Below are 24,472 nucleotides of genomic sequence, written 5' to 3'. Positions count from 1 at the left end.
GTATGCCAACCAACACCATTTTGTCCATTGCCCGCCTCGCCGCCACGGTCCTCCTCGTCCTGCTTCTGAACGGATGCGCCGACAAGATCGACTCGACGAGCACCTCGTCGGCCCCCGCGTCGCCGGCCGTGTCCAAGCCCGCCACCACGAGCGCGGTGGTGCCGACCGCCACCACGGTCCCGTCGATGACCGCCGAGGAGCTTGCCTGGCTCAAGGCGGTCGCGACGCTGCACAACACGGTGGACAAGGCCTTCATGGGAACGGGGAATGTCTACCTCACGCGCGCGAAGATGAGGTCGTATGCGAACACCCTTCGCAGCTGCAGTCGTGAGCTCGCCCGGATCGGATCCCCTGGCGACCGCCTGCAGCCGGCGTACGTGATGGTCAAGCAGGCGTGCCAAACGTTCGAAAAGGGCGCGAAGTGCTGGGATACAGCTGTCAGGGTCAGTGACGCGGGCGGCGCGGTGACCGGCACAGCCAACGAGAAAACGTTCACCCGGGCGAGCCAGTGCGGCTTTGAAGCTCAGGGAAACGGCAGCAACCTCCTCGGGAACGCCGAGGCGAAGGGCGAGGAGATCAAAGCCAAAGTCGGCTGACAACAGGATGTGCGACGCGGCCTGAGCGGCAGTTATCCGGTCACGGGAGGACGTGGACCTCGTCGAGGTCGACCAGGCCGGCGTCCTCGACCACGATGGGGCGGCGGCCCTGCCGGGGTGGGCGGCCGCCGACGACGACCGGCAGGGGCCGGATCGTCACGTCGCGGACGCGGAGGTCGACGTACGCGCGGGTGGTCACGGCTGCGTCGACCTCGCTCCGGCCCCAGCCCGCCACCCGGATCGCGTAGAGGTCGCCGCACCAGCCGATGTCGCAGTGCTGGATCAGGAGCCGTTGGTTGATCCCCGAGTCGGCGCCCCTCTCGTGGTAGCGGTCGGTGTTGTCGCCAGGCAGCAACCGGAATCCGATCTCGACCCGCTCGCCTTGCACGTCCCGCACCTCGACGTCGTGCACCGAGCTGAGACAGAAGGCCTCGAAGGCGTCGTACACCCGCAGTCCGACGACCTGGAAATGGTGAGGGTGCAACGAGTGCCCGGTGATGTCGCTGACCCCGGCACCGACTGCACCCCAGTGCGCGATGAAGGCCGTGCCTCCTCCCCGTACCTCGAGATCCGCGAAGCGTGCGTCCCGGACGGCCCCGATCAGCGTGATGTTGTTCGCGGCGCACCGGCCGGTACGCCGGACCACCACCCGCTCGACGGTGATTCGTTCGATCCACTCCGGCTTCTCGGTGTAGAAGTACCGGCCGACCGTGACGGCGGTCCAGTCGGCCCCGTCGTGTGGACCGGGCGAGGCGTCCGGAAGCTCGAGGGTGAGGTCGGCGACCGATACGCCTGATCCGAGGACATGGATCAGCGGCGACACCTCGGCCTCCGCCCGCCACAACGTCGTACCGGAACCGGACAGTGACCACCGATCGGTGAGGATCAGCCCTCCGGTGATCGGGTAGGACCCTGCAGGCAGAACCAAGCGACCGGGTTCGGACCCGCTCAAGAGGCCGCGGAGCAGCGCACCGTTCTTGTCCCCGTCGCCATCTAGCTGCGGCCGGTACTCGGCGACCATCAGGGCTCGGACTGGACGACGAGCTCCCAGCGCACTGTCTTGTCGTCTACCCCCGGCAGCTCGCGCAGGACCGACGGGTCGATTGACAGCCTGACCAGCGCCGGGGTCCTCAGTGGACCGTCGGTGACGATCTCGATCTCCGCTCCCGCCCGGGCCCGCACCTGCACCCCGGGCATCGCACCAGCTTCGATCCCGGCCAGCTCCACCCGGACGAGGTTCCGGCTGACGAGGTCGGACATCACATCGGCGAGGGGGTTGGGCGGCGGCCCCTTCGGCGGTTCCGGAATCGGAGGGGCAACCGGGGGCGGGGTATGGCCGGGCATCCGCCTCCGGACAGCTCGCAGAACCCTGCGCTCGAGAGCCGTCGCCCGCTTGTTCACTCTCCTCGCCGCCGGAACGGCGGCCACCGGGACGACCCAGCGGGCGGCACGCTTGATCCTGCGTCTGACCTTCCGCTTGATGCCGTGCGATGTACTCGGCGGGGGTTCGACCGGCTCGACGACCGGCGCGATCTTGGTCCGGGGGCCCGGCACCAGCGGCTCGACCAGAGTTGCCCCGGCGATCCAGCGCCGCGGCTCGTCGCGGCCGGTCGGATTGGCTACGAAGTATCCGGCGCGAAGCGTCATGGTGCCGCTGTCCGGGTTAATCGGAAGGGTGCCGGTGGAGACCAGCCCGATCTCCCGATCGCCTTGCGCCTCGGCGAACTCGATCAGTTCCATCATGATGCCGACCGAACCGGACGGCACGGCCGGCGCCCAGTCCGGCCGGTCCAGGTCGGCGCTGTCCATTTCGAGGACGAACAGCCCTTCCGCGGTCAACTCCTCCGGCTGCAGGTCGAAGCTGACGACCCCGGTCGCTGCTCTGCGGAAATCCGCCGCCGGCCGGATCAGCAGAGCGGCGCCGCGGGTCTTGCCCTGCGAACGCACCAGGAGCAGCCGCGGTGCGCCGGCACCCCGGACCACACCCGGCGTCGTGATGCGTTCCTCCCACCAGTCGAGCGCCATGCTGTCGTAGCGGAAGTGCGCGGTGACCCGGACCGGACGGCCGGTCGGTCGTACCTTGACGCCGAGCAGTCCCGGCGAGGCGATGAAGCGGCCGATCACGGCCGTGCCACGGACCAACTGGTCGACTGTGGTGAGCTCAGGGGCCTCCCCCGAGCTCAGTCTTCCGGGCAGCGCCAGCGGCACGACCACCCGGTCGAAAGCGGTCTGGAAACGCGGCGTGGTGAACGTCCTGGTCACAGCTCACCCACTCCACCCAGCGCCAAGGCGAACTCCTCTGGCGGCAACCTCATGTCGATGCGGGTCAGGAAGGGATCCTTACGGGCCCACATCCTGCGGACGGCGGTGAAGGCCGGGTCGGCGTCTGCCTCGACGTGCTGCATCGCGACCCTGACAGAGAGCAGCAGATGTTCCGTCCGACCCATCTCCCAGTGCTGTACCAGCTGGGTCGAGACGTCCGTTCCACCGCGGTAGAACCACCCCCATAGCCGGGCCCGCTCGATCTGCTCCTCGGTGAGCAGCGGGCGCCCGTCCAGCAGGCTGTCGATCGATTCGGCCAGCCGGGTCCAGTAATCGTCAGCGTCCTTGGCCACGATGGTGAACCCGCACTGGCTCCACTCCGACCAGCCGGCCTGAATGGCTGGAATGCCGAACGCGGGAAGCTCGTTGCTGATGCTGCCGCGCACCGTGATGCCCAGATCGACCAGGCTCCACATCACGTTCTTGCTCAGCTCGAGGCTGGGGAGGAAGACCAGCGGCGAGTCGGCGTGCTGCTCCTTCAGACTGTCGAAGAACCCGGTCGCGTCGTACATGAACTGATTCGGGTGGTCGATGAACAGCCAGTTCACGTCATCGCGCTTGACCGCGAAGTCCGCTGTCGCCTCGTACCAGCCGGCCAGGTCGTCGAAGAGCTCGATGTTCGTGCGGGGCGCGTCGGAGATGGCGTGGTTGTACACCGCGACCACCGGCTTGTCGGGGTCGAAGCCGAATCTGGCCAGGGCGTGCTCGCGCACCGCCAGCCGGTCCTCGGGGGTCTGCAGCTCGATCGCCGACATCGCGCCACCACGCCACCACGACGGCTTGCCCCAGTTGCCCTTCAGCCGCCAGGCGGACAGCTCGGCGCCGGACCGCAACCGGTCCCGGTTCGACCAGACGTACTGCTCGTAGAACTCGGCGATCTGAGGGGTGAGCTCGGCCCGGAAGGTCGCGGTACCGCGCCGGGTCTCGGGGAAGAGCGCGTACGCCTTGAAGGTGCCGGTGCTCTGGACGTGCACCGTGGGCACGTTGAACCGGGTGGCCGTCTCGACCGCCAGCCCCCAGTGGTTGTAGTCGACATGGCTGGTCACCAGGGCGACCGGGTTCAGACCGGCGAAGAGGGCGTCGTAGATGGCCGAGAACTGCGCGCTGCGCTCGTGGATCTCGGCGTACTTCGCACCGGCGCGGACCTCGTCGGTCACCCGCGGGATCTTGAGCACCCGGCAGACCGTCGCGCGGACGAACTCCTCCAGCACGGCCGGATCGATTCCCGAACCGGACACCGGCAGGTCTTGTCCGGCGATGTGGAGATCGCCGCGCCCGGGATCGTCGATCCGGCTGTCCACCAGGTCGTGGATGTCGATCACGTCGACCGCGCCGTACGCGCGCGAGATGGCCGCGAGCGCCTCGGCGTCGAAGAACGTCCAGAGGATCTCGTGCCAGTCGTCGTCCGCGCCGGTGAAGACGACCAGCCGGGCCGGGAGGAACCGGCGCAGGGCGTTCGCGAAGGTGAGGTTGCGCAGCGTGACGCGGATGTCCTGGCTCATCGCTTCGACCAGGATCACCCGCTCGCCCCCGGGGAGCAGGTTGCGTTGCCAGAACTCGTAGGCGGTATTGCAGAACAGAAGGAACTCAGGAGACTCGGTCAGACGCTCCTGATCTCCATCAGCGGCGGTCATCAACGATGTATAGCAGGCTATTGGCGAATACTCACCGGGATAGTGTCTTTCAAACAGTCGATTAGATCCGGCGAGGACCCGGCATGGCGGGCGATCTGCCGGTTGGCCCCTCTACCCGTGCTCAAATAGGCCGGGTGAGCACCGCGGAGCGATCAGGCACGACGGCGACCGAGCCGAGGAAACCTTCCGTCGTACCGCGTCCTCGCGTGGCCGGGCTGGCGAATATCGCCCGGCTGGTTCCGTGGCTGGTTCCGGTCGGGGCCGGCGTCGCCGGACTGCTCGCGATCGACGTGCCATTGGCGCCCATCGTCAAGTACGCCGTCTATTTCGGCTGCTGTGTCGTCCTGCCCGGCATCCTGCTGCTCCGGTTCGCGTGGCGCAGTACCGGAAACTGGGCCGAGGACGTCGGCCTCGGTGCAGCGGTCGGGATGGTCTGGCAACTGCTCGGCTGGGCGATCCTCACGGCGCTGGGACTGCAAGCGTGGTTGCCGGCCTCGCCGCTGCTTGTCCTGGCTGCCTTCGTGGTGGTGCCTCGGCTGCGGCCATGCTGGCGGATCGCGGCGCCGGCTCCGCTGCCGGTGGCCTGGTCCTGGGGGCTGGCGATCTGCGCGACGGCGCTGGTCGTCATCACCACTTTCACCATGCTTGCGGATCACAAGGCACCACCGGACGGCGCGTACTACTACCAGGACCTGCTGTTCCACCTGTCGATGGTGAACGAGCTGATGCGGTCGGTGCCGCCGCAATGGCCGCAGGTTGTCGGTGTACCGCTGGAGTATCACTGGTTCGCCAACGCTGACATGGCCGGTGCGGTGGACATCACTGGCGTCTCGCCGATCCTGGTGCTGTTCCGGCTCTGGCTGTTGCCGCAGGCGGTTGTCGTGCTGCTCTTGAGCGCCTGCCTGGCCCGGCAGGTCAGCAAGGTGTGGTGGACCGGAGTGCTGGCCGCGCTGGCCGTCCTGCCGACAACTCCCGCGAGTCTGCTCAGCCCTTCCACGACCTTCAGCATCGTCACCGGGACCGCGGCGGCGATCTTCCTCATCGACGTCCTGTTCCGTCGCAGCGGCGGCCGTGGCGCCTGGGTGCTCGCCGCGGCGCTCGCGGTCGTCGGCGGTGGATCGAAGCCGACGGTGCTGCCCATCCTGCTCGGCGGAGTCGGACTGGCCGCGCTGTTCGTGCTGATCCGGGACCGGAGGCTGCCGTGGCGTTCGGTCGGTGCGGGCCTGATCCTGGTGGTCGCGCTGATCGCTACCTTGCGCTTCGTCTCCGGGAGCACCGGTGGATCGGGGCTCCAGTTCTTCGGCGCCGCCAGGTTCCGAGCGGATTACCAGGCGATCACCGGAGACACCTCGTTGCCAGGCACCGGCGGCCTGCTGCCACCGTCGCTGACCTTGGGTGACTCGACGGCGATCGCCGGGGTCGGGGTCATGCTGGGGCTGCAACTGTTGTCATCCGCCGGGCTGCTGGCCGGTTTCGGCTTGCTTCTCGTCCGGTCGACCAGACGCGATCCAGTCGCCTGGCTGCTGGTCGGAGCCCTCACCGGCGCTTGGGCGGGCATGCTGTTGGTCAACCACCCTTCGGCGGGCCAGCTGTACTTCCTGCGCAGCGTCGTGCCGTTCGCGGCCGCGGCGGCAGCTTGGCTGGTGGCCGTCGCTTTCAAAGGCCGCAGCCGCCGGACCATGGCGGTGGTCAGCGTGTCCGCGCTGGTGCTCGGCTACGTGTTCTACGAGGCCACGAAACCCGCCGGGCGCCAGGCCGGAGCCTCCAGAGCGGCTCAGGTCGATGCACTGGCACGACCGCTGCTGGTGGCCGCCGTACTGACCGTGCTGCTGGTCGTCGGCTGGTTACTGATCAACCGTCTCTGGGTGAGACAGCCGGGACTCGGCGTCGCGATACCCGTCCTCGTGGTGACTGCGCTGGCTCTTGTGACCTTGACCAACCGCTCGTACGTCGGTATCCGGGCGGACGGGACCTACCGTGCGGTGAACGCGGTGGTCCACCCGGACGAGCAGGCGGCCGCGCTGTGGCTCGGGGCGCACTCCAGGCCGAAGGACGTTGTGGTCACCGGCAGTTGGTGCCAATCGGCCGCTCCCCGGAAGGTCGGTTGCGATGCGCGCGGGTATCTCGTCAGCGGGCTCGCGGGTCGGCGAACCCTGATGGAGGGCTGGGCCTACACCCAGCAGGCGCTTGCGACCGATGGTGGCGGCGGCAAGCGGTACATGTTCCAGCCGTCGCCGTGGCCGGACCGGGTCCAGCTCACCCTTCAGATCTTGACGGAACCGACCGCACAGTTACTGGAGGAGGCCCGCCAGCAGTACGGCGCGCGGTGGATCTTCACCGACCTGCACGACGGACCTGTGTCCGCGAAGCTGGACGAACTGGCGGTGCTGCGTTATCAGCAGGGCGAGATCAAGATCTACGAGCTCGGCCCTTGATTGTGGGCGGTGACGCCGGAGGCCAGGAGGTATTGACCGGTGGCGTAGGTGGACATGACCAAGGGGCCGCGGAGGGGGAAGTCGCGGCCGGACATGCGTAGGGCGATCAGGGCGTCGGAGATGAGGAAGAGGGTGCCGCCGAGGCCGCTGCGTGGACTGTGCCAGCGGGAGACGATGGCTGTTGCTGTGAGCAACAGGGCGTACGCCGCGACGGGTACTCGTTGGTCGCCCAGGCCGCGGGAGAGCAGCGCGATCAGGACCGCCCACAGTGCGCCGTACGCCGCGACGACGCGCCATGATCGTTGTCCGGGTCGGGACAGGAACACGGCCAGGTAGCAGGCATGTGCCGCGGCGAAGGCGGCAATCCCGGCCAGTTGCAGATCGGCCTCCAGCAGCAGGTCGCCGGCCGCCGAGGCCAACAGCGCGGCCTGAAGAAGCGGCGGAGCCTGCTGGGACCGCGTCCAGGACAACAGCAGAGGCATCAGGGTCGCCTTGCTGGCCCGCTTCAACACCTTGACGTCAAAGGCAACCGCAACCACCTGCACCACGGTCACCCCCCAGTACGCCGTCAACCGCCGCCGCCCACTCGCCAGCCGCCCGAGATTCATACCGCCGACTATCCCGCACCCCGGTGAACAACCCGAGAACGTCGCTGGGCCTGGCTCAGGGTGGCGTACGGAGTGACAGGAAGATGTCGGTGACGGGGTGCGTCGCGGGCTGGTTGCACGGTGGGGAGTGCGCGAACTCGGGGAGTACTTCCTGTCCGTCCGTACGCCGAACCCTCGGGCCGACCTGATCGCGGGGCGCTCGCCCTCGGTTGCTCGAGTGCGAGCCGCGTGGTTTCTGGTAGGACGGTGTTCCTTCATGCCGGGTGTGACCGGAAACTGGCCGGGCACGGGCGTCTGGGGGGACGTCCGTGCCCGGGCAGGGGGTCTTGGGCTCAGCCGGAACTGGGGGGTCGAGGCTGAGCAGCGGTCAGGGTTCGTCGATGACTATCGCGGCCTCCATCTCCAGGACTCGGCGGTAGTCGTCGTCCAGGGTCTGGGCGTCGCTGTGGATCAGGATCACCCAGGCCAGGCAGGTGAACAGGTCGACCGTCTCGGGGACGATGGCGTCCTCGTCGTGCAGGATCTTCATCCAGTGGAAGGATTTCAGGCTCTCGACGCCGTCGAAGACCTCGCGGTTGCGGAAGTAGCCGTCCCGGTACGCGGAGATGAAGATGCCGCGCAGGTGCTGGACCAGGTCGAAGCTGTCCCGGACTTCGCCGCGGACGCGGTGCGCGACCGTGCGCTTGATGTGGTTGTCGCCGGTGGCCAGTTCGCTGACCATCTGGTGACCGCCACCCGCGGGCCGGGCGGCGACCTCGATCAGCCGTGGACCGTCGGCGGTCATCATCACCTCGGCATGCCCGCAGCCGACCCGGATGCCGACGGCGTCGAGGACCTGCTGGGTGTACGGCCAGAGCGCCAGTACTTCGGGATCGTCCGCCGCCAGGAAGTCGATCCGGTGGTAGATGCCGATCTTGTCGCCGCGGCTGATCTTGGTGTAGCGGCAGACGTCGACGAGCGAGTGCTTGCCGTCCACGGTGTAGCTGTCCACCAGGTACTCCGTGCCTTCGGCGTACTCCTGGATCAGCACGGCGTCGTTGACCAGGCCCATCTTGTTGGTCCGGCCGAGCACCCGGTCGAACCGTTCGCGCCAGTCGCCGTCCTCGAAGACGACGTACACCTCGTCACCGGCGGCGCTCTTCGGCGGCTTGATCACCAGCCGCTTGCCGAGCAGGTCGTTCTCCTTCAGCCAGCGCTCGGCCTCGGCCGGGTCCGCCGTACGGAGCTGCCGCAGCCGCGGCACACCCGCTGCCGACAACGCCTGCGCCATCTCCCACTTGTCGCGGCGCGCACTCGCGAGTGATGGCTCGTTGCCGGTGCCGGGCACCAGGATCTCGGTCAGCTGGTCGCACAGCTCGACGCCGCTCTCCGCACCTGGCACCAGGTACTCCGGGTCGTAGGCCCGGAGCTCCTCGGCCAAGGCGGCGATGTCGCCGGTGAAGTAGAGCACGTGCTCGAAGTCGTCCGGGTGCCAGCTGGTCGTGTACGCCGGCGGTGGCTCGGACCCGCTCAGTACGGCGACCGGGATCTGCCCGGCCTCCTTGAAAGCCGCTGGATATTCCTGCCCCGTGGACAACGGGTCCACGATGATTGTGTATTTCGACATGACGGTCCCTCCTACGAGCTTTCGCTCGGCAACGGCTCTGCGGCCGGGGTGATGTCCACTGCTGGTTCTTCCGTGGCGGCTGTTCCGCTCGACATCCCGAAGTACGCGAGCACGACGCCGACCGCGCCGGCCAGGCCGCACCACACCCAGACCTGGGTGCCAGACGTGTTCCACAGCCAGACGCCGAGGAACGGCCCGAGCGCGGAGCCGAGTCCGAACATCGCGTGCGCGGACCCGACGTACCGGCCGAGCAGCGGTTGCGGTGCGGCCATGCCCGGGTAGGCGAACATGGTCGGGCCGCCGATGATCTCGGCCAGCGTCCACAGCAGGGTGCCGATCACGAAGATCGCGATCCCGCCGGGCAGGGCGTAGAACGCGAGCCCGCCGCCGAGCAGCACGAAGCCGGTGATCGCGACGATCCGGGCCGGCCAGTGCTGCACCACCTTGGTCACCAGCAACTCGCAGGTGATCACGATGAAGCCGTTCAGCGCGACCACCGCGCTGAACCACCAGGTGGAGAGCCCGTCCGCCTTCATGTGCAGCGGAAGCACCGCGAGGTACTGCATGTAGATCGCGGCGTTGATGAACATGCACAGCAGGAACAACACGTACTTGTAGTCGCGGAGTACGGCGAGGTAGCCGCCGCTCGGCTGGGCAGCGTCCACGCCCTGTACGCCGGCCGCGGTGTCGGCAGCAGACGGACGTCGCTTCGGCAGTGCGACGATCGCGACCACGGCGTAGGCCAGGGCGGCCAGCGCCTCGCCGATGAACAGCAGGTTCCACGAGATGGAGACCAGGGCCGCACCGATCAGCGGCGCGGCCGTGGTACCGAGATTCATCGCCAGCCGGTAGACCGCGAAGATCATCACCTGGCGGTTCTTCGGGGTCAGCTCGGTGAGCAACGCCGCGGACGCGGGCCGGTAGAACTGCCCGACCGCACCCGCGAGCGCGACCACCACGACGACCGCGGTGTAGCTCGGCACGTAGGCGATGGCGAGCACGAAGCCGGCCATGCCGAACATGCTGATCATCACCGCGGCGCGCGGCCCGACCTTGTCCGACAGCGAACCGCCGATGATCAGACCGATCACCGAGCCGCCGCCGTAGATGCCCAGCGCAGTACCGGCCTGGACGTCGGTGAAGCCCTTCGAGGTGGTCAGGAAGAGCACCAGGAAGACCTGCAGGAACCAGCCGAGCTTGTTCACGAAGACGCCGACCAGCAGCGCCTTCACCGCTACGGGCGCATCCCGGATCGTCTCCCAGATGCCCGTGCCTTCTTCGGTGGCGGAGCTCATGGCGTGGTCTCCTCCGGCTCTTTCACCTTTCCGGACCAGCGCAAAGCCTTCTCGGCCGCGTCGAGTCCGGCCCGGCAGTCGTCCACCGAGGTGGCGACCGCTGTCGTGTAGGCGATCCGGCCCCACAGGGTGCCTTCCGGCGGCGGGCTCGTCGTCTGCCCGGCCTCCATCAGCACGGTCAGCTGGTCGATGGTGGCGGGCAGGTCGGTCTGGTCGAACTCGACCGACTCCAGCACGGTGTCGTTCTCGTCCACGTAGAAGAAGCGGACGCCGCCAACCATGGCCCGGTCCGGGACCAGTTCGGGGGAGCGGCCGCAGGCGACCGCCGCGGCGGCCAGGCCCGGGTCGGCGCCCGTCGCCTGGAGCCCGAGGTACGGGATCATGTCGCCGCCGATCCGGGCGTTGATCTCGATCACCTTCGGGCCCTCGGCCGTCATCATGATCTCGGTGTGCGTCACGCCGTCGGTGAACGCGATCGCGCCGTGGGCGTTGACGAGCACCTGCATCAGCTGCTCGTCGGCCAGCAGCGGGTCGGCCGCGTCGACGTAGTGCCCGATCTCCTCGGCGTACGGCGGGTAGCCGATCTCCTTGCGGGCCAGGCAGAACGGCGTCACCTGTCCCTGGAAAACGGCCGAGTCGATGCTGATCTCGTAGCCGTCGGCGAACTCCTCGACCAGTACCTTGACGTCGTAGTGCGGCGCCTCCGGCACGGTGGTGTCGTGCGCGAAGGCCCAGTTCTCCCTGAGCTCTTCGGGCGAGTTCACCTTGACCACGCCCAGGCTGGCGGCCAGCGCGCGGGGCTTGAGGATCACCGGGTAGCCGAGCTTGTCGGCGGTGACGAGCGCGTCGTCGACGGTGTCCACCAGTACCGACTCCGGCTGCGGGACGCCGAGCTCGGCGAGCGCAGTACGGGTGAGGTGCTTGTCCCGGCAGCGGTTGATCATCGCGACGTCGCCGCCCGGCAGGCCGAGCGCCTCGGCCACGTGGGCGGTCTGCAGGATGCGTGCCTCGTCCCAGCAGAGCACGCCGTCGATCGGCTGCTCGTCGTTCAGCTTCTTCGCGGACGCGACCAACAGGTCGGCGTCGAGGGTGGTCTCCAGCACGGTCCAGCCCTCGATGTACTCCTCCTCCCAGGTCGGTTCCGCGTGCAGGAACATGTGGATCCAGTACTTCGGGGCGATGGACCGCAGGATGTACTCGCGGAACAGGCGCATCCCAGTGGCCACCACGAGCAGGTGCGGGCGTTCAGTGTCGGGGTTCATCTCAGGCCTCCCGGACCGGTGTGGGGATCTGCGCGATGTAGGTGACACCGGTACTGCCGTCGCTGCGGCGGAAGTGGTCCGCGATCCGGATTTGGCCGCGGGCGTCCAGGGCGGGGACGCTGTGGCACTCGCCGCTGACCAGGTCGCCGGCAGCGGTCAGCAGGCAGTACGCCGCGTCGAACGAGCCGTCCGGGCGCAGGTGCCCGACCAGCCGTCCGCTGCGCAGCGACCCGCCGGCGTAGAACTCCGCCCAGACCAGGTCGTCCTCGCGGTGGTACTGCCCGTACGGCGCACCTGCGGCGGGGTCGTCGACGACGAGCTGGAACCACACGCCGTCCACGTCCGGAGCGAGTGGCTCCGGGGCGGCGGCCGTCACCACTTCACCGCGCAGAGCTCGTCGGAGATCGGGTAGATCTCCCGGTCGAACATCGAGTTCAGCACGATCGCGGCCCGGACCGGCAGCTGCGTCAGGCCCGCGTTGGTCAGGCCGTGGCTGTACCGGCTGGCGTTGAACGAGTAGATCTTGTGGCCGTTCATGCCCTTCCAGCGGACCGAGTAGTCCGGCTCGACCAGCATCTCGCCATCGTCGTCGTAGTCGATCCGGTCCCGCAGGTCGTCGTCGAAGGGTGCCTGGACGTGCTCGCGTCCAGCCGCCACGACCACGTGCCGTACGTCGTGCTCCTCCGGCGTCTCGGGGGTCGTGCAACGGAGCCGGAGCAGGCCGTCGTCCAGCAGTTCCGACGAGGTGACGTCGCGGCCGGGGAGCAGCGTGACCGGGAACCGCCCGAGCGTCAGCAGCCCGTCGTAGTTGGCCTGGTAGAGCGCCTTCAGGCCGCCAGGAGTAAGGGCGTCACCGCTGTAGCGGGAGTCGACGATCATCTCCCGGCGCTTGCTGCGATTGAGCCCCTGCAGGAACTCGATGTGCGACGGCCGGTACAGCTCGTTGGCCATCGGGGAGTCGTCGATACTGCGGAACCACTGGTTGCGGCCGACCCAGCGGATGTCGGTGAAGCCCGAGCCGAGCAGCCGCAGTACGCACTCGAGGCCGGTCTGGCCGCCACCGACGACGGCGATCGGGTCCGCCTTGTACGCGTCCATCTGGGGCAGCCGAACGCCGAGCTCGTCGGCGATGAAGGCCTGCTCCTGCGGCAGCCCGCGGACGTACTCCGGCCAGACCGGCCGGGTCCCGAGGCCGAGCACCAGGTGCTCGGAAACCGCCGCGGGTTGTCCGCCGACGGTGACCTCGAAGCCGTCGTCGGTGATCGAGATCGAGTCCACCCGGGAGCTGAAGTTGACCACGCCGAGCCGCTCGGTGGCCCAGGCCAGGTAGCGCTCGTACTCGATCCGCGGCAGCGCGTCGAACTGGGAGTTGATCAGCGCGTACAACCGCCCGGAGGTGACCAGGTAGTTCAGGAACGTCAGCTCGTGCCGCGGGTCGACCAGCGACACCAGGTCCTTCATCCAGCCCGTCTGCATCCGGACCCCGGGGTAGAGCAGCGGCGTGTGCCAGCCGGCCACCGGGCGGGAGTCGAACAGGGCCAGCTTCTCGGTGGTGACGTTCTTGTACAGGGCCGCCAGCGACAGGTTCGAGGGACCGGCACCGATGCCGATCGTGTGGAACCTGGGCGGGCTGCCGATGGCTCGTTCCGTGATGGTCATGCGCTTGTTCTCCGTCCGCGAAGTGGTGTTACGGGTGTTTCCTCCGGTGGCAAGCGGCCCGAGCAGGTCGCTCGCTGCCGTCCGGCTCGCGGCCAGCGCGGTTTTCACGCTGCCGCCGGACCCACCGGTGAAAGTGAAGAGCCGATGTGTGCTGCCGAGCACCGACCACAGGGTCAGTACCGGCGGATCGGCATAACAGTCGGCGCTGTTGACCGTTCTCGCGGTCTCCAGCAGCCGGAGGTGCGGCAGCCGCTCACCGGCGATCCGGATCGCCTGGTCGGCCAGGTCCTGGATCGGCCGGCTGCTGCCGGGTGGCACCGACCAGCGGTGCGTGTCGACGCCGAGCAACAACCCGCCGTCGGCGGTCGGCCGCCCGTACAGGTCGCTGGTCTCGTCGACGAACATGGTCGGCAGAGCGCCGTCCACTTTGTAGACGGCGACCTGGATCGCCTTGGTCCTGTACGGCTCGGCCGGCAGCTGGTTGCCTGAGAGCAACCCGGGCGTCCAGGGACCTGCGGCCACCACGACCACGTCGTACCGGCTGCTGTCGCCCGGAGTACGGCAGCTGACTGAGCCGTCGGGGTGGGGGACCAGCCTGAGGACCGGGCCTGGCACGACCTTGCTGTCGCGGCCGTGGCTGAGCTGCTCGATCACCGCAATGCGCAGCTCATCCGGCCGGATGAATCCGGCCCGCTTCTCCAGTACGCCGACCGTGCCGTCGGGCAGACCATGCCAGCCGCGGCTGCGCAGGGTCTCCCGGTCGACGATCTCGGCTGAGCCGGGGTGGAGCGCCTCCACCTCGGCCACTGCCGCTTCGAGCCCGGCCTGCTTGGCGAGCAGGTAGGTGCAGCCGGTCTCCGTGTAACCGGCTTGCTCCAGCAGGGCAGGGGATTCCAGCAACTCGGCCAGGCTCTCGATCGCCAGCCGCCGCTGCTCTGGATGGGTCTCGAACGCCCGTACTCCGCCGCCGGACACAGCGGTGGCGTCCGAGCCGGGCGCGCCCGTCACGAGGTCGACGGAGACGCCCGGATAGGCGCTGAGACGCCAGGCCAGGAGCGTGCCGGCGATGCCGGCCCCGATCACACAGACTCGCATCGGCCTACTCCCCGCCCGTCCCGGTCAGTGCCGCCCGCAGCGAGCCGGTCTCCCGTACGCCGCCGGCCAGCAGGCTGAGCAGACTCCGCACGGCCAGTGACGGGTCGAAACCGCCCGGCCGCAAGGCATCCTCGCCACGGGCCAGTTCGACCTCGGCCAGGGCCGGGTGGAGCGCGTCCGTGATCGTGTGGGTGCCGTCCAGCATCGGCCCGACCCGTTCGGCGAAGGCCCGGAAGGTTTTCCAGGTGAAGTCGCTCTGAAAGCGGTCCGGCCGGTCCCAGGCGAGAAACAGTCGCACCAGCGCCGGGTCCTCGTCGCGGAGCAATTCGTTCGCCCAGACCGCGTGATTCCTGCTGGTCGAGAACTTCAATCCGTCCAAGGTGTAGAACTCGTTGACCACCAGTCCGGAAAGAGGTAATGGATCAATTCCCGCCGCCGCCCAGATCGCCTGCCAGTACAGGGCGTACCAGAACGCATTGTCGAGGCCGAGGAAGTGCCACAACTTATCCACCCGGCCGAGCGCTGCGCGGTAGCCGGCCAGGTCGGTGGCGGTCGGGTCGACCGCCCGGGCGACGTTGTAGAGGTCGGTCAGCGCGACCTCCGTGTACGGGCCGATCCGCAGCCCGGCCAGCGGTCCGTCGCCCTCGATACCCCAGTTGGTCGGGTAGGCGAGGGCGATCTCGGGCAGGCCGGCCGCTAGTTGCCGGTCGATCAGCGCCCGGACGGCTGGTGGCAGATCCGCCTTCAGCCAGAGGTCGGTCAGCGTCGCGCGGTGATCCTCCATCCGCAGGACCGGGACGACCGCCTGGAAGGGGCGGGGTTCGCCGCCACACCGGCCGCAAACCGGATCGACCATGCCGTCGACAGAGGTGAAGCCGCCGCACTGCTCGCAGGCGCCACCCGACGCCGGCGCCTGACATCCGCCGCAGCGGCCGGCCAGGTAGGACTCGTGCAGGGTCCGCGTGCAGTCCGCACAGGCGTGCAGGGTCACCTCGCGCAGCGGGGCCGCACCGCTGGCGACCAACTCGTTCATCAGCTGCCGGATGATCGGCGCGTGGTCGTCCTCGAGCGGGTCGCTGAACCGGTCGTAACTGATCCGGGCGCGCTCGTAGGTCTCCTTGATGTCGGCCCGGAAGTCGGCCAGCATCACGCCGACCTCGACGCCCTCGCGCTCCGCCCGGGTCAGAACGTAGTTCTGGTGCACGTCCAGACCGGTGGTGACGACGACCCGCTCGCCCCGCGCCCGGGCGGCCCGCGCGGCGATGTCGGCCGCGAGGTACGGGCCGGACAGGTGGCCGACATGCAGCGGACCGTTCGCGGTCGGTTGCGGGAAGGTGAAGACGGTGACCGGATCGGGATGCGCCGGACCGTTCATTGTGTGGCCGCCGTGGCCTCGACCGGTCTGTCGGCCTCCTCGACAGGTGCCGGCTCGGAGCCCTCGGCGTCCAAGGGCATCCAGTAGGCGCTGAAGACGGTCAGCAACTCGTCCGCCGAGCGGTTCTGCACGACGTGGGCCTCGGTGCTGCCCAGCAGGAAGGCGTTGCCGGTGGTCACCTCGTGCACGGCACCGCCGACCAGGACGTGCGCGGTACCCGCCACGACGATCGACAGTTCCAACTCGGGGTGCTGGTCGACGGGGCTCTCCGAACCGGGCGGAACGGAGTACCACATGGCCTGGAAGGGCATATCGCGTTCCAGTCCGTATTGCTCCCAACGGACTACCCGGAGGTCTTTGACAAACAGGCTCTCGCCGGTGATCAGGTCGAATGTACGCATGCTTCACTACCCTCCGTAGTCGGCCCAGGGCGCGACTCAAGAAGTTGTTTGCAACAAATGAAGGTACGGAACAGACGCTTTGATTCAGCCTTGGATCATCACCGGCACCCGCAACGGCCAAAGGCCCTTGTGGCGCTGGTGAAAGCCCGGCGACCCCCCAGTCTCCGTGACCGGAAATATAGGGAAGGTAGCGCTCCGAGTAAAGGGGAGTACGCAACGAATTCCAGAAGACCCGTAACCGCGCCGGAAATCTTTCGTTATTGCCCAGTTACATCAGCATTCCGTGTCCGGACGGACACGTACGGATACCGGTCTGCACCGGTGCTGCCTCAGGGTGCCTCAGACCTGGCCGGGGAACGCCACCGGAGCGCCGCCCCAGCCGAGCTGGGTCGACGCCGTCGCTATCAGTGTCTGGATCGCGAAGGTCCGGACCGTCGCCTGCTCGGCCGACTCGACCAGGTCGCCGTAGACCGCGGCCAGCCGTTGCTCGATCAGCAGCACCAGAGTGGTCGCCGTTGCGGCGTTCGTCACAGCCCGCGGCAGCTCGTACGCCGGTTCGGCCGCGGCGGGGGTCTCCCCGAACTCGAGCAGCAGGTCGGTCAGGGTGTCGCGCCGGCGGCGGTGTTGCTCGTACAGGGTCGTCGCCGCCCGGAAGCGTGCTCCGCTCAGCTTGCCGCCGGCCACGCCCACGCCGTACAGGGCAGCGTGCTCGCCGGCCAGGGCCGCCTGGAGGGCCTCGTTCTCGGTCACTGGGCGGCCTGCTTCTTCTTGGTCAGGGTCGCGGCCAGCTGGCTCTCCGAGGCGGCCACCATCGCGAGCAGGCGAGCGGGTGTGCCGGACAGCTTGGCGGCGGCGACGGCGTGGTCAACGGCCAGCTTCTGCTCCCGGGTTGCCAGGTCCGCCACGGCGGCGGATGCGGCCTTCGGGAGTGCCGGCAGCTTGCCGGGCTGGGGTGGCTCGGCCCCGCTGACCGCTTTTAGCTTGGCCAGGTGGGCAGCGTGGAGCCTCACGCCGGGGGAGAGCTGGGTGCGTACGGCGGGGAAGGCCCGGCCGACGTCGCCGTAGCGCAGGGCCAGCTGAGCGATCTGGACGGCCGCCGTGGTCAGGGCTGCCACCACGGCGGGGTCGGTGCTCGGAGCCGGCTGGGAGGTGCCGTCCGGACCCTCCGCGGCCCCTCGCGTGCCCGGCTGATCGGGCTTGTCGTCACAGCCGGCGAGCACCGCGGAGAGCGCGGTCGCAGTACCGGCGGCAAGGGCAGCGGTCCGGAGCGCGGTCCGGCGCGAGAGGCGGAGGGGATCGTCTGGCACGGCCGAAACGATATCCCGGCCGGAGGCAGTGGCTCGGACACTGCGCCCGGCCAGATATGGTGGGCTACTGCCCTCGGTCGGATCGCCGAGCGGAATTTACGGGTGCACAACTGGAGAGAGAGGCAGGTCTACCTGTGAGCCGAAGGACTGACCACACGGACCCCGAGAGCCTCGAAAACTTCCTGCGGCCGATCGTCCGGCAGTTCGGCTGCGACCTGGAGGCCGCGGACGTCACGCCCGCCGGCAAGCGGCGGCTGCTGCGCGTGCTGGTGGACCGCGACGGCGGTATCAGCCTGGACGACGTCGCCGAGGTGACCCGGGCGATCTCCAAGGCACTCGACGCCGACGACGTGATGGGTGACGGCGCGTACACCCTCGAGGTGTCCAGCCCCGGGGTGGACCGTCCGCTGACGCTGCCCAGGCACTGGCGGCGCAACGTCAGCCGCCTGGTCGAGGTCACGCTCGCGGCCGGCGGCAAGGTGAACGGCCGGATCAAGGCCGCCACCGACGAGGCCGTCGAGCTGGACGTGAAGGGCCGCGCGCGCACGATCGCCTACGCGGACATCACGAAGGCCAAGATCCAGATCGAGTTCAACCGGCCAGCCGGCAACGACGAACCTGCCGCTGACGGCACGGTGGAGGAGAACTGATGGACATCGACATGGCCGTCCTGCGGTCCCTGGAACGTGAGAAGGACATCGCCTTCGAGATCGTCGTGGAGGCGATCGAGCAGGCCCTGCTGGTGGCCTACCACCGGACCGAAGGCGCGCAGCAGCAGGCGCGGGTCGAGCTGGACCGCAAGACCGGGCACGTCACCGTGTACGCCCGCGAGCTCGCCGAGGACGGCACGGTCGCCCGCGAGTTCGACGACACGCCCGCCGACTTCGGCCGGATCGCCGCCACCACGGCCAAGCAGGTCATCCTGCAGCGGCTGCGCGACGCCGAGGACGAGGTCCGCTACGGCGAGTTCTCCGGCAAGGAGGGCGACATCCTGTCCGGCGTCATCCAGCAGGGCCGCGACCCGCGCTCGGTGATGGTCGACCTCGGCAAGATCGAGGCGGTGCTGCCGGCCCCTGAGCAGGTGCCAGGGGAGAAGTACGAGCACGGCTCCCGGCTGCGGGTCTACGTGGTCGGCGTCCGGAAGGGCTTCAAGGGCCCTCAAATCACCGTCTCCCGGACCCACCCGAACCTGGTGAAGAAGCTGTTCGCGCTCGAAGTACCGGAGATCGCCGACGGGACCGTCGAGATCATGGCGATCGCGCGTGAGGCCGGTCACCGGACTAAGATCGCCGTCCGGACGCTGAATCCGTCCGTCAACGGCAAGGGCGCCTGCATCGGCCCGATGGGCCAGCGGGTGCGCAACATCATGCACGAGTTGCACGGTGAGAAGATCGACATCATCGACTACAGCGACGACCCGGCCACCTTCGTGGGGAATGCGTTGTCCCCGGCGCAGGTTTCATCAGTAGAGGTGGTCGACGCCGCGGCACGTGCCGCCAGGGTCGTCGTCCCCGACTACCAGCTCTCGCTCGCGATCGGCAAGGAGGGGCAGAACGCCCGCCTCGCGGCCCGGCTGACGGGCTGGCGGATCGACATCCGGCCGGATACGGATGTGACTCGTGGGGACGAGAAGGTAGACTGATCTCTCGGTCGGTCGACTGAGTCGTCACCACACCCTGAGGATCACCTGACAGTGACTGCAGACGCACGCCCTGGCAAGCTCAGGGAGCGCACCTGTATCGGGTGTCGGAAACGGGACAGTCCGACCGGCTTGCTGCGGATGACGGTTTCCGGAGGACGTGTCCTCCCGGATCCCGCTCATCGGGCACCCGGCCGTGGGGCGCATCTGCACCCGGTGACCGGATGTCTCGACCTCGCCGAGCGTCGCAAGGCGTTCCCGCGGGCCTTCAAGGTTCCGGGACCGCTAGATCTGACGCTTGTGCGGGAACAGATCGAGCAGCAGGAGCACGACAGCAGGACAAGTGCGGCCGCCCGGCCGCCCGCGACGACCGTCGCGACGACATGAAGGCGGGTCATCGACTCATGACCACTCGATGAGTGTCGAACGATGAGTGCAATGCGATGAGCATGTACGTCAACTAACGGTCCGCGCCCAGGCTCGGACCAGAGGGAGAGTAGTGGCAAAGGTCCGGGTCTACGAGCTCGCGAAAGAGCTCGGAGTTACCAGCAAGGTCGTTCTGACCAGGCTGAACGACATGGGAGAGTTCGTCCGATCGGCGTCCTCGACGATCGAGGCACCCGTCGTTCGACGGTTGGCGGAAGAGTTCGAGAAGAACCCGCCGAAGAAGCGCGCGGCCAAGAAGGCCGCGGCAAGCACCTCAGCAGCGCCGCAGGCGACCGCACCGGTCGCCCCGGCGGAGAAGAAGGCGGCAGCGCCTGCTCCCGCCGCACCGGCTCCGAAGGTGGAGGCCGAGCGCACCGCGCCGGCCGCCGAGGCAACCCCGGCTCCGGTCGTGGCTGAGCCGACGGTGACCGAGAAGGCCGCTCCGGCCGCTCCGGCCGCCGCTCCGGCGCCGTCCCCGGTCCGTCCGGGTCCGCGCCCCGGCCCCAAGCCGGGTCCGCGTCCCGAGGCCACCCCGGCTCCGGCAGTGGAGGCCCCGGTCAAGGCGGAGCCCGCGTTCGAGGCGCCTGCGGCCAAGGCCGCAGAGGCCCCGGCCGCTCCGGCCCCGTCCGCACCGAGCCCGAGCCCGGCAGCGCCGCGGCCCGCGGCAGAGTCCCCGGCCCGTCCGGCGCCGCGTCCCGGCGTACCGGGCAACGCTCCGCGCCCGGGTGGCGCGCCCCGTCCGGGTGCGCCTCGTCCGGGTGGTTCCCCGCGTCCGGGTGCTCCCGGTGGTCAGGGTTCCGGTGGCGGTCGTCCGGGTGCTCCGCGTCCGGGCAACAACCCCTTCAGCTCGACCCAGGGCATGCAGCGCGGTGGCGCCCGTCCGGGTCCGGGTGGCGCTCCGGCGGCCCCGGCCCAGGGTGGTAGCCCGGCGGGTATGCCGCCGCGGCCGCCGCAGGCTCGCAGCGGTGGGTCCGACCGGCCGCGTCCGTCCGGCGGTGTTCCGGGCGCCCCGCGTCCGAACCCGGCGATGATGCCGAAGTCCTCTGCCGGTACCTTCACCGGCCGTCCGTCGGGTCCCGGCGGCGGCAGTGGTGGCGGTGGCGCCGGTGGTGGCGGCCGTGGCCGTCCGGGCGGCGGTCCGGGTGGACCGAGCGCCGGTCCGCGCGGTGGCGGCGGTGGCGGTGGCGGCGGCGGTTTCCGTCCCGGTGGTGGGCCCAGCGGTCCTCCCGGTGGTGGCGGCGGTCGTCCGGGCCCGGGCAACCGGGGCCGTGGCGGGACTCAGGGTGCCTTCGGGCGTCCGGGCGGTCCGGCCCGTCGTGGTCGCAAGTCCAAGCGCGCGAAGCGCCAGGAATTCGACAACATGCAGGCTCCGGCCGTCGGCGGCGTGCGCGTCAAGCACGGTGACGGCGAGGTCGTGAAGCTCGCTCGTGGCGCCTCGCTGACGGACTTCGCCGAGAAGGTCGGCGTCGACCCGGCATCGCTGGTCCAGGTGCTGTTCCACCTGGGCGAGATGGTGACCGCGACCCAGTCGGTCAACGAGGAGACCCTGCAGCTGCTGGGTACCGAGCTGGACTACGACGTCCAGGTCGTGTCCCCGGAGGACGAGGACCGCGAGCTGCTCGAGTCGTTCGACATCGACTTCGGGTCGAACGAGGGCGACGAGGCCGACCTGGCCTCCCGTCCGCCGGTCGTGACCGTGATGGGTCACGTCGACCACGGTAAGACGAAGCTGCTGGACGCGGTCCGGCACGCGAACGTCGCGGCCAAGGAAGCCGGTGGCATCACCCAGCACATCGGCGCGTACCAGGTGACGACCGAGGTGGACGGCAAGGAACGCGCCATCACCTTCGTCGACACCCCCGGTCACGAGGCGTTCACCGCCATGCGTGCCCGTGGTGCGCAGGCCACCGACATCGTCATCCTGGTGGTCGCGGCCGACGACGGCGTGATGCCGCAGACGATCGAGGCACTGAACCACGCCCGGGCGGCGAACGTCCCGATCGTGGTCGCGGTGAACAAGATCGACGTGCCGAACGCGGACCCGACCAAGGTGCGCGGTCAGCTGACCGAGTACGGCCTGGTGCCCGAGGAGTACGGCGGCGACACCATGTTCGTGGACATCTCGGCGAAGGCCCGGCTGAACATCGACGGCCTGCTCGAGGGCGTCATCCTGACCGCGGACGCGGCGCTGGACCTCCGGGCCAACCCGGACATGCCGGCGCAGGGTCTGGCGATCGAGGCGCACCTGGACAAGGGCCGTGGTCCGGTCGCGACCGTGCTGGTCCAGCGCGGCACGCTCCGGGTCGGCGACTCGATGGTGGCGGGTCCGGCCTACGGCCGGGTCCGGGCGATGCTCGACGAGCACGGCAACAACGTCGAGGAAGCCCTCCCGTCCCGTCCGGTCACCGTGCTCGGTCTGACCGCGGTGCCGGGTGCCGGCGACAAGTTCCTGGTGGTCGAGGACGACCGGATGGCCCGCCAGATCGCTGAGAAGCGTGAGGCGCGGGCTCGTGCGGCGGCCAACGCCAAGCGGCGCGCCCGTCGTACCCTCGAGGACTTCATGGCCTCGATGGAGAAGGGCCAGAGCCAGGAACTGCTGCTCATCCTCAAGGGTGACGTGTCCGGTTCGGTGGAAGCGCTCGAGGACGCACTGGTGCGGATCGAGGTCGGCGACGAGGTCAACCTCCGCGTCATCGACCGCGGTGTCGGTGCGATCAACGAGAACGACGTCAACCTGGCCATCGCGTCCGACGCCGTCATCATCGGCTTCAACGTGCGGCCGGCGGGCAAGGCCGGAGATCTGGCCGAGCGCGAAGGTGTGGATGTCCGGTACTACTCGGTCATCTACGCGGCGATCGACGACATCGAGGCGGCCCTGAAGGGCATGCTCAAGCCGATCTACGAAGAGGTCCAGCTGGGCCAGGCGGAGATCCGCGAGATCTTCCGCTCCTCGAAGGTCGGAAACATCGCCGGTTGCTGGGTCACCACCGGCACGATCCGCCGCAACGCCAAGGTCCGGTTGATCCGGGACGGCGCCGTGGTGGTCGACAACGCCGACCTGTCGTCGCTCAAGAGGTTCAAGGACGACGCGTCCGAGGTCCGCGAGGGCTTCGAGTGTGGTCTGACGATCCAGGGCTACAACGACATCAAGATCGGTGACGTCGTCGAGGCGTTCGAGCTGCGCGAGAAGCCGCGCAGCTGATCGGTCCCGGCGCCGAGGTCCCCGGACCCCGGCGCCGGACAGCCTAGTAACGTCCGGAGTGGCGGTTTCTCAACCACCGTCGCTCCGGACGTTACGCATGAATGGACGTCAAGCAGGAACACGAGGGAGTGAGCCCTGATGGGTGAAGCAAGGGCGAAGCAGCTGGCCGACCGGATCCAGGTACTCGTCGCGCAGTTGCTGGAACGCCGGGTCAAGGACCCGCGGCTCGGCTTCGTCACCGTGACGGATGCCAAGCTGACCGGGGATCTGAGCGAGGCGAGCGTCTTCTACACGGTGTACGGCGGAGAGCAGGAGCGGGCAGCCACCGCCGCTGCGCTCGAGTCGGCCCGTGGCCTGATCCGCAGCGAGGTCGGCAAGGCCCTCGGCCTGCGGCGCGCGCCGAGCCTGGCGTTCTACCTGGACGCCATCCCGGAGACGGCCGGCCAGATCGAGGAACTGCTGGCCAAGGCGCGGGCGGCCGACGCCGAGGTGGCCAAGTCCGCCGCGGGCGCCAAGCCGGCCGGCGACGCCGACCCGTACAAGCGCCGCGAGGACGATGACTCCGACGACGAGTGATACCGACTTCTCCGTCGCCGACGGCATCGTCGTCGTCGACAAACCGGCGGGGCTGACCTCGCACACGGTGGTGGCCAGGATCCGCAGGCTGGCCGGCACCCGCAAGGTCGGCCACGCCGGCACGCTCGACCCGATGGCGACCGGCGTACTGGTGGTCGGCCTGAACCGCGCGACGCGGCTCCTCGGCCACCTGCAACTGGCGGACAAGTCGTACGACGCGACGATCCTGCTCGGCGCCGCGTCCAGCACGGACGACGCCGAGGGGGAGATCAGCCCGGTGGCGTCCGCCGACGATCTGGCCGCCGTCACGGTCGAGTCGATCGAGGCTGCCGTGGCGGGCTTCCGCGGGGAGATCTCGCAGGTGCCGTCGAAGGTGTCCGCGATCAAGGTCGACGGGCGGCGCGCATACGAACGGGTCCGCGCGGGCGAAGAGGTCGCGTTGAAGGCCCGCAGCGTCACCATCAGCCGGTACGACGTGGTCGACGTCCGGCCCGGTTCTCTGGGTATCGAGGTCGACGTCTCGGTCGACTGCTCGAGCGGGACCTACATCCGGGCGCTTGCTCGTGATCTTGGTGCTGAGCTTGGGGTAGGCGGACACCTGACGATGCTCCGGCGTACTCGCGTCGGTGCCTTCGGCATGTCCTCGGCGCACACGCTGGAAGAACTGGGGGAGACCTTCACGATGCTCCCGATCGCCGACGTCGCCGCCGACACGTTCCCCCGCTTCGACGCCGACGCGGAACAGGCCGCGGCCATCCGTACAGGCCGTCCTCTGCCGGGCCTCAAACTCACAGCCGGCCAACAAACCGCCATGTTCGACCCCACCGGCACCTTCCTGGCCCTTTACGAACCCCACGGCCCCCTCGCGAAGCCGACAGCCGTCTTCGTCAGCTAACACCCGACCCCTCCAGCCGCCCGAGGACCTCGGACACCTCGTCGGGACCTGGGACAAGTCGTGGGGACGTTGGGAGCCTGTTGCTCTTTGGTTGGCTGGCGTGGGATGCGGTCAGCTCGAGGTTCAGGTGTTGGGGGGG

The 24,472-nt window shown here is 69.0% G+C and carries 21 protein-coding genes; 8 read left to right on the top strand and 13 right to left on the bottom strand.

Translation table 11 applies throughout. From position 1 onward, the window contains the following. Positions 1-2 precede the first annotated feature (2 nt). Positions 3-596, top strand: coding sequence for a hypothetical protein (locus ACFPJ1_RS18460; RefSeq protein ID WP_380105367.1), 594 nt, complete (start codon positions 3-5; stop codon positions 594-596). A gap of 40 nt (positions 597-636) precedes the next feature. Here the strand turns inward: ACFPJ1_RS18460 and ACFPJ1_RS18455 are convergent, their stop codons facing one another. From ACFPJ1_RS18455 to ACFPJ1_RS18445, 3 genes are read right to left on the bottom strand one after another with little or no spacing between them, the layout of a single operon-like run. Further along, positions 637-1,617: a hypothetical protein gene (locus ACFPJ1_RS18455; protein ID WP_380105365.1), complete on the bottom strand. Its 981-nt coding sequence runs from the start codon at positions 1,615-1,617 to the stop codon at positions 637-639. Next, positions 1,617-2,858, bottom strand: coding sequence for a hypothetical protein (locus ACFPJ1_RS18450; protein ID WP_380105364.1), 1,242 nt, complete (start codon positions 2,856-2,858; stop codon positions 1,617-1,619). The genes ACFPJ1_RS18455 and ACFPJ1_RS18450 overlap by 1 nt, the downstream gene beginning before the upstream one ends. Next, positions 2,855-4,552, bottom strand: coding sequence for a hypothetical protein (locus ACFPJ1_RS18445; protein ID WP_380105362.1), 1,698 nt, complete (start codon positions 4,550-4,552; stop codon positions 2,855-2,857). Before ACFPJ1_RS18445 ends, ACFPJ1_RS18450 begins: the two co-directional genes overlap by 4 nt. Positions 4,553-4,686: 134 nt before the next feature. Here ACFPJ1_RS18445 and ACFPJ1_RS18440 point away from each other — a divergent pair, with 134 nt between their 5' ends. Continuing rightward, positions 4,687-6,987 carry a hypothetical protein gene (locus ACFPJ1_RS18440; protein WP_380105360.1) on the top strand — a complete coding sequence of 767 codons (2,301 nt, stop codon included), beginning with the start codon at positions 4,687-4,689 and terminating at the stop codon, positions 6,985-6,987. On the opposite strand, the gene ACFPJ1_RS18435 is transcribed toward ACFPJ1_RS18440, so the two are convergent. From ACFPJ1_RS18435 to ACFPJ1_RS18390, 10 genes are all read right to left on the bottom strand, one after another. Beyond that, positions 6,969-7,595, bottom strand: a complete 627-nt coding sequence (locus ACFPJ1_RS18435; protein WP_380105359.1) for a lysoplasmalogenase family protein — start codon at positions 7,593-7,595, stop codon at positions 6,969-6,971. The genes ACFPJ1_RS18440 and ACFPJ1_RS18435 overlap by 19 nt on opposite strands. Before the next feature lie 367 nt (positions 7,596-7,962). Continuing rightward, positions 7,963-9,201, bottom strand: coding sequence for an ATP-grasp domain-containing protein (locus ACFPJ1_RS18430; RefSeq protein WP_380105357.1), 1,239 nt, complete (start codon positions 9,199-9,201; stop codon positions 7,963-7,965). 11 nt (positions 9,202-9,212) lie between these two features. After that, positions 9,213-10,496, bottom strand: coding sequence for an MFS transporter (locus ACFPJ1_RS18425; protein WP_380105354.1), 1,284 nt, complete (start codon positions 10,494-10,496; stop codon positions 9,213-9,215). Beyond that, entirely contained in the window at positions 10,493-11,758 is a 1,266-nt protein-coding gene (locus tag ACFPJ1_RS18420) for an ATP-grasp domain-containing protein (protein WP_380105353.1), read from the bottom strand. The genes ACFPJ1_RS18425 and ACFPJ1_RS18420 overlap by 4 nt, the downstream gene beginning before the upstream one ends. A gap of 1 nt (position 11,759) precedes the next feature. Further along, on the bottom strand, positions 11,760-12,134 hold the full coding sequence (locus ACFPJ1_RS18415; protein WP_380105352.1) for an avidin-fold protein: 375 nt from the start codon (positions 12,132-12,134) through the stop codon (positions 11,760-11,762). Then, entirely contained in the window at positions 12,131-14,512 is a 2,382-nt protein-coding gene (locus ACFPJ1_RS18410; protein WP_380105351.1) for an FAD-dependent oxidoreductase, read from the bottom strand. The genes ACFPJ1_RS18415 and ACFPJ1_RS18410 overlap by 4 nt, the downstream gene beginning before the upstream one ends. Before the next feature lie 4 nt (positions 14,513-14,516). Continuing rightward, the gene (locus tag ACFPJ1_RS18405; RefSeq protein ID WP_380105349.1) at positions 14,517-15,887 is read right to left on the bottom strand and encodes a class I tRNA ligase family protein; all 1,371 of its coding nucleotides are present in this window, start codon (positions 15,885-15,887) and stop codon (positions 14,517-14,519) included. Then, complete coding sequence (locus ACFPJ1_RS18400; protein WP_380105347.1) at positions 15,884-16,288, bottom strand: cupin domain-containing protein; 405 nt, start codon at positions 16,286-16,288, stop codon at positions 15,884-15,886. The genes ACFPJ1_RS18405 and ACFPJ1_RS18400 overlap by 4 nt, the downstream gene beginning before the upstream one ends. A 339-nt stretch (positions 16,289-16,627) precedes the next feature. After that, a complete protein-coding gene (locus ACFPJ1_RS18395) occupies positions 16,628-17,038 on the bottom strand; it encodes a ferritin-like domain-containing protein (protein WP_380105345.1) in 411 nt (136 codons plus the stop codon). Then, the gene (locus tag ACFPJ1_RS18390) at positions 17,035-17,595 is read right to left on the bottom strand and encodes a cell division protein FtsK (RefSeq protein ID WP_380105343.1); all 561 of its coding nucleotides are present in this window, start codon (positions 17,593-17,595) and stop codon (positions 17,035-17,037) included. The genes ACFPJ1_RS18395 and ACFPJ1_RS18390 overlap by 4 nt, the downstream gene beginning before the upstream one ends. A 134-nt stretch (positions 17,596-17,729) precedes the next feature. Here ACFPJ1_RS18390 and rimP point away from each other — a divergent pair, with 134 nt between their 5' ends. From rimP to truB, 6 genes are all read left to right on the top strand, one after another. Beyond that, positions 17,730-18,245 (top strand): ribosome maturation factor RimP, encoded by a 516-nt coding sequence (gene rimP / locus ACFPJ1_RS18385; RefSeq protein ID WP_380105341.1) that lies wholly within the window; start codon positions 17,730-17,732, stop codon positions 18,243-18,245. Continuing rightward, positions 18,245-19,237, top strand: a complete 993-nt coding sequence (gene nusA / locus ACFPJ1_RS18380) for a transcription termination factor NusA (RefSeq protein WP_132188074.1) — start codon at positions 18,245-18,247, stop codon at positions 19,235-19,237. Before rimP ends, nusA begins: the two co-directional genes overlap by 1 nt. A 51-nt stretch (positions 19,238-19,288) precedes the next feature. Beyond that, entirely contained in the window at positions 19,289-19,621 is a 333-nt protein-coding gene (locus ACFPJ1_RS18375) for a YlxR family protein (RefSeq protein WP_380105338.1), read from the top strand. Positions 19,622-19,733: 112 nt separating this feature from the next. After that, entirely contained in the window at positions 19,734-22,862 is a 3,129-nt protein-coding gene (gene infB, locus ACFPJ1_RS18370; RefSeq protein WP_380105336.1) for a translation initiation factor IF-2, read from the top strand. Between the two features lie 138 nt (positions 22,863-23,000). Further along, entirely contained in the window at positions 23,001-23,438 is a 438-nt protein-coding gene (gene rbfA, locus ACFPJ1_RS18365; protein WP_380105334.1) for a 30S ribosome-binding factor RbfA, read from the top strand. Further along, the gene (gene truB, locus ACFPJ1_RS18360; protein ID WP_380105332.1) at positions 23,419-24,333 is read left to right on the top strand and encodes a tRNA pseudouridine(55) synthase TruB; all 915 of its coding nucleotides are present in this window, start codon (positions 23,419-23,421) and stop codon (positions 24,331-24,333) included. The genes rbfA and truB overlap by 20 nt, the downstream gene beginning before the upstream one ends. Positions 24,334-24,472: the final 139 nt, after the last annotated feature.

The organism is Kribbella qitaiheensis, from assembly GCF_042657745.1.
Classification (GTDB): Bacteria; Actinomycetota; Actinomycetes; order Propionibacteriales; family Kribbellaceae; genus Kribbella; species Kribbella qitaiheensis.
The sequence above is the reverse complement of the archived record's forward strand: the minus strand, read 5'-3'. Positions and strand labels throughout refer to the sequence as shown.